The 9,339-nt window shown below is 57.9% G+C and carries 10 protein-coding genes, 1 pseudogene and 1 riboswitch; of the genes and pseudogenes, 8 read left to right on the top strand and 3 right to left on the bottom strand.

Features of this window, described 5'->3' with window-relative positions; all coding sequences use genetic code 11:
- Window position 1 precedes the first annotated feature (1 nt).
- From rsgA to ACQR35_RS05910, 8 genes are all read left to right on the top strand, one after another.
- Entirely contained in the window at window positions 2-1,117 is a 1,116-nt protein-coding gene (gene rsgA / locus ACQR35_RS05875) for a ribosome small subunit-dependent GTPase A (RefSeq protein ID WP_430269471.1), read from the top strand.
- A 65-nt stretch (window positions 1,118-1,182) separates the two neighbouring features.
- A complete protein-coding gene (gene hisN / locus ACQR35_RS05880; protein WP_430266648.1) occupies window positions 1,183-2,001 on the top strand; it encodes a histidinol-phosphatase in 819 nt (272 codons plus the stop codon).
- A gap of 114 nt (window positions 2,002-2,115) precedes the next feature.
- Window positions 2,116-2,230: riboswitch (SAM riboswitch) on the top strand.
- Between the two features lie 31 nt (window positions 2,231-2,261).
- Window positions 2,262-3,662, top strand: coding sequence for an aminotransferase class V-fold PLP-dependent enzyme (locus ACQR35_RS05885; RefSeq protein ID WP_430266647.1), 1,401 nt, complete (start codon window positions 2,262-2,264; stop codon window positions 3,660-3,662).
- A gap of 49 nt (window positions 3,663-3,711) precedes the next feature.
- Window positions 3,712-4,467, top strand: a complete 756-nt coding sequence (locus ACQR35_RS05890) for a class I SAM-dependent methyltransferase (RefSeq protein WP_430269472.1) — start codon at window positions 3,712-3,714, stop codon at window positions 4,465-4,467.
- Window positions 4,468-4,597: 130 nt separating this feature from the next.
- Entirely contained in the window at window positions 4,598-5,866 is a 1,269-nt protein-coding gene (locus ACQR35_RS05895) for an Nramp family divalent metal transporter (protein WP_430269473.1), read from the top strand.
- Between the two features lie 19 nt (window positions 5,867-5,885).
- The gene (locus tag ACQR35_RS05900; RefSeq protein ID WP_430266644.1) at window positions 5,886-6,638 is read left to right on the top strand and encodes a metal-dependent transcriptional regulator; all 753 of its coding nucleotides are present in this window, start codon (window positions 5,886-5,888) and stop codon (window positions 6,636-6,638) included.
- Window positions 6,635-7,123 (top strand): fluoride efflux transporter FluC, encoded by a 489-nt coding sequence (locus tag ACQR35_RS05905; RefSeq protein ID WP_430269474.1) that lies wholly within the window; start codon window positions 6,635-6,637, stop codon window positions 7,121-7,123. The genes ACQR35_RS05900 and ACQR35_RS05905 overlap by 4 nt, the downstream gene beginning before the upstream one ends.
- On the top strand, window positions 7,120-7,506 hold the full coding sequence (locus tag ACQR35_RS05910) for a fluoride efflux transporter FluC (protein WP_430269475.1): 387 nt from the start codon (window positions 7,120-7,122) through the stop codon (window positions 7,504-7,506). The genes ACQR35_RS05905 and ACQR35_RS05910 overlap by 4 nt, the downstream gene beginning before the upstream one ends.
- On the opposite strand, the gene ACQR35_RS05915 is transcribed toward ACQR35_RS05910, so the two are convergent.
- From ACQR35_RS05915 to ACQR35_RS05925, 3 genes and pseudogenes are all read right to left on the bottom strand, one after another.
- Window positions 7,503-7,892, bottom strand: coding sequence for a YrdB family protein (locus ACQR35_RS05915; protein WP_430269476.1), 390 nt, complete (start codon window positions 7,890-7,892; stop codon window positions 7,503-7,505). The genes ACQR35_RS05910 and ACQR35_RS05915 overlap by 4 nt on opposite strands.
- A gap of 59 nt (window positions 7,893-7,951) precedes the next feature.
- Complete coding sequence (locus ACQR35_RS05920) at window positions 7,952-8,500, bottom strand: AMIN-like domain-containing (lipo)protein (protein WP_430269477.1); 549 nt, start codon at window positions 8,498-8,500, stop codon at window positions 7,952-7,954.
- 682 nt (window positions 8,501-9,182) lie between these two features.
- Window positions 9,183-9,339: pseudogene (locus ACQR35_RS05925) on the bottom strand (integrase core domain-containing protein); the annotation flags it as partial.

Raw genomic sequence — 9,339 nt, forward strand, 5'->3', positions numbered from 1 at the left:
CATGGCCCGTAGTCTGCAGTCCTGGGACGAATCCGACGTTCGGGTCCGGCCCAACAAAAAAGGTTCACGTCCACGCACTAAGGACCGCCCGGATCATCTTGAAGCGGTCATCGGGCGCATTATCACTGTTGACCGTGGCCGCTACACCGCGATCGTTGATGAGGACACCAGCACAGAACGAACAGTTATAGCTGCCCGAGCCCGTGAACTGCGGCGTAATCCCGTGGTTGCTGGAGACTTCGTTGCGCTAGTGGGTGATGTCTCTGGAGCGCCGGACACACTAGCCCGTCTGGTGCGAGTCGAAGAGCGACGCACCCTGTTGCGCCGTAGCGCTGATGACACGGACCCGGTGGAACGCGCTGTGGTAGCCAACGCAGACCAACTGGTCATTGTGGTGGCCGCAGCCAACCCAGAACCTCGTACCGGTTTTGTTGACCGGGCACTTGTTGCAGCGTATGATGCCGGAATTGCGCCGTTGCTCTTGGTCACCAAGGCGGACGTCAAAGATCCAGCACCTTTCTTGGCCAATTACGCGAATCTGGATTTGGAGATTGTGATTAGCCGGACGGCGGACACTGGCGCCTCCGGTATCGATGCCCGCTCCGACGACGGACTCTCAGCAAGTCTCGACGAGGCAGCTGTGAAGCAGCTTCGCAGCTTTTTGGACGCCAAAGTCACGGTGATGATCGGTCACTCCGGTGTTGGAAAATCCACCATGGTTAATGCCTTAACTGGTTCCCAACGAGCCACCGGCGGGGTAAATGCTGTTACTGGTCGCGGCCGCCATACTTCCAGTTCGGCCCTGGCACTCAGGCTTACTGATTCGCCAGCGGGAAGTTGGATTATCGACACCCCCGGCATCCGCTCCTTTGGTTTGGCTTTGGTTGACCCTGACCGGATCATCCGCGCTTTCCCTGACCTCGAGCCGGGTACCGATTCTTGCGAACGTGGCTGTAAACACAACACCTCGGCTGTAAATTGTGGTCTTGACCCGTGGGTTGCTGAGGGACATGCCGGAGCGGCCGGTGCTGAGCGCCTACTGTCCTTCCGCCGGCTATTGGGTACAGACCCCCGCCAAGAAGCCCGCGAGGGCAAGGAATTGGGCACCGTCAACTAGGCGTTACTTCGCTCCAGAGCTCCCACCTCCCAACCCTCGGGCGGATTTACCGGTAGCGTGGAAACATGACTCTTGCGCCACAAAGCTACAACGATGACCTACGCCTGGCCCACGTTCTTGCTGACTCTGTAGACGCCCAGACCATGGCCCGCTTCAAAGCGCAGGACCTCAATGTTGAGACCAAGCCGGACATGACGCCCGTGACGGACGCTGACAAGGCTGCCGAAGAATCCATTCGCGGCCAACTCTCCCGTTCCCGCCCGCGCGACGCTGTGCTGGGTGAAGAGTTTGGCAGCTCAGGTCATGGGGCACGACGCTGGATTATTGACCCGATCGACGGTACTAAGAACTTCATTCGCGGTGTTCCCGTGTGGGCAACACTGATTGCCCTTGTTGACGAGGGTGAGCCGGTTGTTGGGGTGGTGAGCGCGCCGGCACTGGGCAAACGCTGGTGGGCAGCTCAGGGAATGGGCGCCTATATGGGCCGTTCCTTGGCTTCCGCAACTCGTTTGCGGGTTTCTAATGTCACAGAGCTCTCCGACGCTTCGATGTCTTACTCGAGCCTGAGTGGGTGGAAGGAACGCGGAAATCTCGACGAGTTCCTAGCGTTGACTGAAGACGTATGGCGCACCCGGGCCTACGGAGATTTTTGGTCCTATTGCATGGTCGCCGAAGGTGCAGTGGACATTGCCTGCGAGCCGGAATTGAACCTCTATGACATGGCCGCTTTGGTTCCGATTGTTACTGAGGCCGGTGGGCGTTTTACCTCGCTCGATGGCGCTGATGGCCCCTTTGGCGGCAACGCCTTGGCGACCAACTCGATTCTTCACTCCGAGGTTCTGCACCGTTTGAATCCCGAGTTGGACGACCTCTTGAGTAACTAGCACCTCGAAGAACTGCGGCTCAGGCAAAGCGGGCGTGAAAATACGCTTCACACAACACGTAACATTTCCCGGTGGCTTGAGCTCGCCGGGATGGGTACCTTAGTGTTTTTGGCAGGTCACGAGTGCCAGCGCTAAACCCCGGTTTGCTGGTCGGCAACCCTCCTATCGCGGTGGGGTGCCCCGGGTGACGACCTGGCTGGCAATGAACCGTTGCTGGCAAGCGCGAACCCCTCAGGGGTTCCTCTCCGATGAGGTCACACATGTCTCTTGCTCGCCTGTCCCCCGCCTTCACTGCCGAATACTCTGCTCAGCAGGCTGTTTCTGCAGTTCGCCCGCTTGCTGCAGTCACCGGTGCCGAAATTGTTGCCCCACTGATCCAAGGTGGTGGTGTCCGCTACGCCAACTTGGACTACGGAGCTTCCGCTCCGGCGCTGAGCGTGGTTTCCGCCTACTTGAATGAGATCCTCCCCTATTACGCCAGCGTCCACCGAGGCGCTGGCTATGCCTCGCAGATCAGCACCTCGGTGTACGAAAATGCTCGGAACATTGTGCGTGACTTTGTGGGCGGCCGTCCTGATGACACGGTGATTTTCACCCGGAACACCACCGATTCACTCAACGTCTTAGCCGGCTCCCTACCAAGCGTTCATGGCAGTCCACTCGGCGAAGTTCTCTACTTGGATATTGAGCACCACGCCAATCTGCTCCCTTGGCAACGGTTGCCACACCGCAGCGTAGTGGCGGAGTCAACGATTGAGGCGACTGTCCGGGCCCTGGATGCTGAACTCGCTAACGGCGGGATTTCCTTGCTGGCAGTCACGGGCGCTTCAAATGTCACCGGCGAAGTTCTGCCGCTACAGCGACTAGCCACACTCGCTCACCAGCATGGTGCACGGATTGTTGTGGATGCTGCTCAATTAGCTCCGCACCGCCGAATCAATATTTCGGAACTGGACGTTGACTATCTCGCGTTCTCCGGCCACAAACTGTATGCACCGTTCGGCGCAGGAGTGCTGGTGGGACGCAGCGACTGGCTCGATGAAGGCACCCCGCTTCTTGCCGGTGGCGGTGCCGTCAAGGAAGCTCGGCTGGATTCGGTGACGTGGACTACCGGTCCGGCTCGCCATGAAGCTGGCTCGCCCAACGTTTTGGGTGCAGCAACCTTGGCCCGGGCCACCCAAATTTTGGCCAGTCTCGACGAATCACAGTGGATCGGTCACGAAGCGGCCATCCGTGACCACCTTGTTGAGGGCTTGAGCTCCATTAGCGGGGTGAAGGTTCACAAGATCTTCCCTCAGGATCATCTGGACACCATTGGTGTAGTGAACTTTTCGGTAGAAGGTTACGACGCCGGACTGGTGGCCGCTTACTTATCTGCAGAGCACGGAATTGGGATTCGTGACGGTAAGTTCTGCGCTCACCCCTTGTTGAAGCGGCTTGGGCTGCCAGCTGGATCATTGCGGGCCAGCTTCGGCGTTGGATCCCGCCTTGAGGACGCAGAACGGCTTATCAAGGCTGTGACCGAACTTCGCAGTAGCGGCTTGGGGTGGGACTACGTGATCGACGCTGGTCGTTGGGTTCCTGCCAACGATTCCCGCAACTACCCCGATTGGGCGCCGAATACTCCGGGAACAGCCGGTGCAGCACCCTGCTCGGTCTAAAGTGGAAGCGGTATAAAACTCGCCCCACTTCTTGGAAGGATAGCCACGCGTGATTGGCGGTCCCAAAATCCACCACGAACGTCGCCGTGAGCTCGGCAAGGCCTTCGAAGATGGTGCCGAACACTACAACGAGGTGCGCCCTGGGTACCCGCTTGAGATTGCTCAGTGGCTTGTGCCTGAGGGCGCACGGCGGGCTGCAGACTTGGGCGCCGGGACGGGTAAATTCACTGCCCGCTTAGTGGAGCTTGGACTCGAAGTCAGCGCCGTGGATCCTTCCGATGACATGCTGGTGCAGTTGAGGCTGGCCCTGCCCACGGTGTCGTCCCATCTGGGCACTGCAGAATCCACTGGCCTGTCCGCCCAGACATTCCAAGTAGTCACTGTTGCCCAAGCGTGGCACTGGGTTGACCCGCACCTTGCGAGCGAAGAGGTTGCCCGGATTCTGACTCCGGGTGGGGTGTTAGGGCTGGTGTGGAATCAACTGGACACCACCATCCCCTGGGTTCATCGCCTCTCACGGATTATGCATGCTGGTGATGTTCTAAAACCCGACTTTCGGCCCGCCGTCGGATCTGAATTCGCGGCCCTCGAATCTCTCACCATTCATTGGGCGGATCCGCTGACGCCCGTGGGCATCATCGAGCTGGCGAAATCGCGCAGTTTTTATCTCTCTGCCAATGACAAGTCTCGTGAGCGAATGCTGCACAACCTTCACTGGTATCTATATGAGCACTTGGGGTACTCGCCCACAGATTCAGTGCACTTGCCGTACCGCTGCCACGCTTGGCGAACACTCAAGCTCTGAGCGGCACTGGGCATTGCCTTCTTATCTCTGCCCAGCTAAAGTTTCGGTGTACCTAAATATTTTATTAAGGAACATCGAACTAGTGTGCGCTCGCCCTCGATGACGATGGCGACTACAAGGAACATTCACCATGAGTCAGCCATCCCCCACCACTATCTCGGTACAGACGCATCGCGTTTCTCGCCGTGCCCTCCTGGGCCTTTTGGGCCCGGCATTCGTTGCGGCCATCGCGTATGTAGATCCTGGGAATGTGGCGGCTAACCTCACTGCTGGCGCAAAGTACGGCTACCTACTGGTGTGGGTCCTCGTCGCGGCAAATGTGATGGCGATGCTGATCCAATACCAATCAGCGAAACTTGGAATTGTGACCGGGAAGTCGCTACCCGAACTGCTCGGCGAACGCCTTCCGCAAACGGCTCGGCGCGCCTACTGGCTCCAAGCGGAACTCGTTGCCGCCGCTACCGATATCGCCGAAGTTGTTGGTGGGGCGCTAGCCCTATGGCTATTGTTCGGCATTCCACTGCCGCTGGGTGCCTGCATTGTTGGGGTCATCTCCATGATCCTGCTCCTCGCCCAGGGAAATAACCGCCAGCGCTCCTTTGAACTAATCATTGTTTTCCTCCTGGCGATCGTGACAGTAGGTTTTTTGACCGGGTTAGTCTTCAGCCCGCCCGACGCCGGTGGCGTAGTTGCCGGGTTAATCCCGCGCTTCGCGGGCCCGGACACTGTACTGCTAGCCGCGAGCATGTTGGGCGCAACGGTGATGCCACATGCGATCTACGTACATTCGGCGCTGTCCCGAGACCGGCACCGCCCCAGCCCTCACGTCCACGTCCCCCCAGTCGCCGTTGCACGACTTTTGACAGCCACTCGAGTGGACGTTTTAGCCGCATTGGCGCTGGCTGGCGTGGTAAATATTGGCATGCTGCTCTTGGCAGCATCCACCTTGGGTGGTCAAGACGGTACTGATAGCATCCCGGGTGCACACGCTGCGATCGTAGCCAGCTTGGGCCCGGTAGTGGGAGTCATTTTTGCCGTAGGTCTATTGGTTTCCGGACTCGCTTCAACCTCCGTTGGTTGTTACGCCGGCGCCACAATTATGGCTGGGCTACTAAAAATCCGTATTCCGCTTTTGGCCCGCCGAGTGGCAACACTATTGCCTGCGATCGTCCTACTGGCGCTTGGAGTGGATCCCACTTGGGCGCTCGTTTTGAGCCAGGTAGTGCTCAGTTTTGGGATTCCCTTTGTTCTAATTCCACTGATTCGGTTGACGGGAAACGCTGAAATTATGGGCAAATTTGTGGACCGTTGGCCGCTGCGCATTGCTGCCATGACCAGCGCAGCACTCGTAGTGGGGCTCAACGGGGTTCTGTTGTGGCTCACCGTGGTTGGCTCCTAAACCCGGTAGGCTGGAACTCGTGAAGACCCCTGTTACCTCATCCTCAATAGAGGACTACGTGAAGGTCATTTACAGCTACACGGAGTGGCAGGAAAAACCCATCACTTCCTCCCAACTAGCTGTCAGACTAGGGGTGGCCAACTCCTCGGTATCGGAGATGGTGCGCAAACTCAAGGAGCAAGGCCTAGTTGATCACCAGCCTTATAGTGCCGTAACACTGACTCCAGAGGGCCTCCGCTTAGCCTTGGCTATGGTTCGGCGGCACCGTTTGATTGAAACGTTCCTAGTTCAGGAACTTGGTTACAGTTGGGACCAAGTTCATGACGAGGCCGAGCAGCTGGAGCATGCTGTCTCTGACACCTTTATTGACCGGATGGCTGAAAAGCTCGGCAACCCCGCCAGGGACCCCCACGGCGATCCCATCCCAAGCGCCGACGGAACCATCATTGTCCCGCCTGCTCACCAACTGTCCGCGCTCGATGCCGGCCACCTGGGGCAAATCACTCGCATCAGCGACGAGAATCCTGATCTCCTGCGCTACCTTGCCGAAGAATCCATCGCCGTAGACACCAAAATTGAACTAATTGGTCGCCGTCCCTTTGGTGGGCCACTCATGATTGGCATCGGCACTGGTAGGGACCGCCGCGAAATTGATCTTAGCGATAGTATAGGCGCCGCTCTCTGGGTTAGCAGCACCACTGCACATGCTGGCTGCACGCTTTCGGAGGCAATCAGTCCTGCCAGACACTCCGCTGAGAGCACCAAAGCGTGAAGGGCCAAGTGCTGACTGCAGTAGGCGGGCACTCTCGCCGTACTTGGCTCGCCGTCGCCGTAGGTGGCTTCATAGGCACCGAGATACGTTACGGGCTGAGTCTCTTAGAACCGCACACCACCGGAATCCCCTGGATCACCCTGGCCATCAACGTTGGGGGTAGCTTTGTCCTGGCTGTCTTGAGCACGTGGTGGATAGCCCGCCCCGGAACAGCCATGTGGATTCGTGCAGGCATCGGCCCCGGGACCCTAGGCTCGTTCACAACATTTTCCGCTGTGGCCTTGAGTCTGAATACCTTTGCCAGCACGGGGAGGATCGGCTTATTTTTGGGCTATTTGGGGCTTTCACTCGTCCTGGGGTTAGCGGCGGCCGGTGCAGGTTGGATCACAGGGCAACGCATAGGCGCTGGCACAAGTCCTCTAGATTCTGACAACCCAGCCCTGGGCGCCCCAAGCAAAGATCAAATTCCGAGGGGCCGGGCATGAATCCCTTGCTGCTGACTCTCGTGATCGGCTTCGCGGGCACACTTGGGACGCTCGTCCGGTTTGCTCTGGACGGTTACTTCGCGTCCAACCACCCGCTTCATCGGCACTGGCCGTGGGCAACGTTCTGGGTCAATGCGGTTGGTTCGTTACTGATCGGCCTAGCGTTTGGGTGGGCTCATTCCGGGCACCTAAGCAGTGGCTGGCAGCTTGTCATCAGCACCGGTTTGGCTGGTGGTCTGACCACGTTTAGCTCATGGACTACTGCAACTGTGCGTCTCATCAGTGAAAAACGCGTTGTGGGTGCCGTGCTGAATGTCGGCGCCAACTTGCTCGTAGGCATCACTGCTGCTGGAGTGGGGATCCTGCTGGGTGAGCTGCTCTAATGCGCTCGCCGGTACAAGTAGAAACCCAAAGCCACATGCACCACAGCCAGAATGGTCATCACCAGCGCCAATACCGGTAGGGAAGCCAAAAGCAGCAACAGTGCCGCGACTAAAAAGAGGCCCAAGGTGGCGACTGGCAGCAGCGGCCAGCTCAACCGTCGTCGTGCTTTAGGTGCCAAGAACCCTCCCCAGACACTGACCACAATCGCCGCGACAACCAGGCCAAGAACAATTCCCCACGGGCCTGGGACCAAACGAATCATTGAGAATCCGGAGGCGGCCAGCATGGCCACTTCGAGGACAAAAGACAGCACCGCATGGAAGACGTCTAGAGGCTTCAACTGCAGAACTAGAGTGTTTCGTTGGCGTCGTCTGCGCTGCTCCACGTCTGGTGTCCCCCTTGGCTTGGGTAAGAATCACGGATATATGAATCCTACCCAAGCGCCTACCAGCGGTGAGCTACATCTATCACCACGCGGCTGCCTGCGCCAGGGCCATCCAAGGTGAAGACCCTAAACGGAAGCCTGGCCCGCACGCCCAGCCCCAAGGTAGTTTGCCCCTCGAAAGAACCAGCAAATGCTACTTGGCGGAACGTTTGGTAGCCCAAGACGCTGGTGAGTTCTTTGCGGTTAATGGGGTTGCACGAGGAAGCCCCCGTTGACGTGTACGCCGGAGCTCTGAGCACAACGTTCAAAAAGGCACCACCCCGCAAAGGAACCACTAGTCCCGATCCTTCTTGGTGCACGGCTGACACGTAGCTCACGGAGTAGCCAGCGCCCTTGCCGGAAATGTCGATCACCAGACGGTCAAAACAGTCATGGTGGCCGGTGCGTACATTCGTTAGGGCAGCGGTAGTTGAATGCTGCTGCGTTTTGGTGAGCGACCCCCAATCCACGCTACAGCTGACCGTTGCTCCGTTTGCCGGAGCCGAGACCACGCCAAGACCACCCGTGAGCAGGACGGCTGCGGCGATGAACGACCATACTTTTTTCATGATTTCCACCTCACTGAGCGATTAGATAGCGCCAGACTAATCCCGTTCTGAGAACAAGGATCCGGTGGAAAATGGATGCACCAGAATCGTTATGGGTGTTATAAACCGGTGATGCTAAGGCACGAATATCATGCAAGGTCAGAGCGCTAAGGGGATCTTTTATGTTGCAAATTAGCTCGCCTATGGTGCACCGGCTTTCGAAGCGTAGTCCCACCCGTAATCTTCTCTGCGGACACAAAGAAAGCCCCCAGATCAAAAGGATCTGAGGGCTTTCAAAATGTGGAGCCAACTGTCAGAAACGCGGTGTCTTCCAGTACTGTGTCTTCCTCATCTGCAGACCGGTGGGTAGCCCAGTGTCTTCCTTCTACCGGCCGTGTTGAATAAGGTTCCCCCATGGTTGCCTCTCCAGTCCGGCGAAGTCCGATCGTGGTCGCTTAGCCAGCAATGTCACTGCACGGATCTGCTCTTTGGCTGCTCCGTTTTTGAGTCCGTTTGGAAGTGACCTCGACGGTACCGGGTCGGAGGGGGATACAGGTCCATAGCCCGAAGTTCGACAGAATGAGGTGTGTCAAGGATCCGGGACAGTTCGTTAGTTTCTTTTTGGTTAGGCAGCAGCGGGTAGCTGCTGGTTTTGGGTCATGAATTTGGCCATGGCCGCAGCTGGTGGCAAGCCGTCATTGTGGGTGTGGGGTCTGTGCCGATTGTAGAAGACCTCGATGTAACGCATCGTTGCCCGCCGTGCGTCTTGCCGGGTGGGGAAGCTGTAGTGGTGGTAGAACTCGTTCTTCAGTGACGAAAAGACAGACTCGGCCACGGAATTGTCCCAGCACACTCCTTTG

The sequence above is a fragment of the Pseudarthrobacter sp. J1738 genome (assembly GCF_050490315.1).
GTDB lineage: Bacteria > Actinomycetota > Actinomycetes > Actinomycetales > Micrococcaceae > JBNPEO01.

Excerpts from the sequence above, each read along its gene's own strand:
- ACQR35_RS05885 (WP_430266647.1), top strand. The coding sequence starts at position 2,262 with ATGTCTCTTGCTCGCCTGTCCCCCGCCTTCACTGCCGAATACTCTGCT.
- rsgA (WP_430269471.1), top strand. The coding sequence starts at position 2 with ATGGCCCGTAGTCTGCAGTCCTGGGACGAATCCGACGTTCGGGTCCGG.
- ACQR35_RS05910 (WP_430269475.1), top strand. The coding sequence starts at position 7,120 with ATGAATCCCTTGCTGCTGACTCTCGTGATCGGCTTCGCGGGCACACTT.
- ACQR35_RS05895 (WP_430269473.1), top strand. The coding sequence starts at position 4,598 with ATGAGTCAGCCATCCCCCACCACTATCTCGGTACAGACGCATCGCGTT.
- ACQR35_RS05920 (WP_430269477.1), bottom strand. The coding sequence starts at position 8,500 with ATGAAAAAAGTATGGTCGTTCATCGCCGCAGCCGTCCTGCTCACGGGT.
- hisN (WP_430266648.1), top strand. The coding sequence starts at position 1,183 with ATGACTCTTGCGCCACAAAGCTACAACGATGACCTACGCCTGGCCCAC.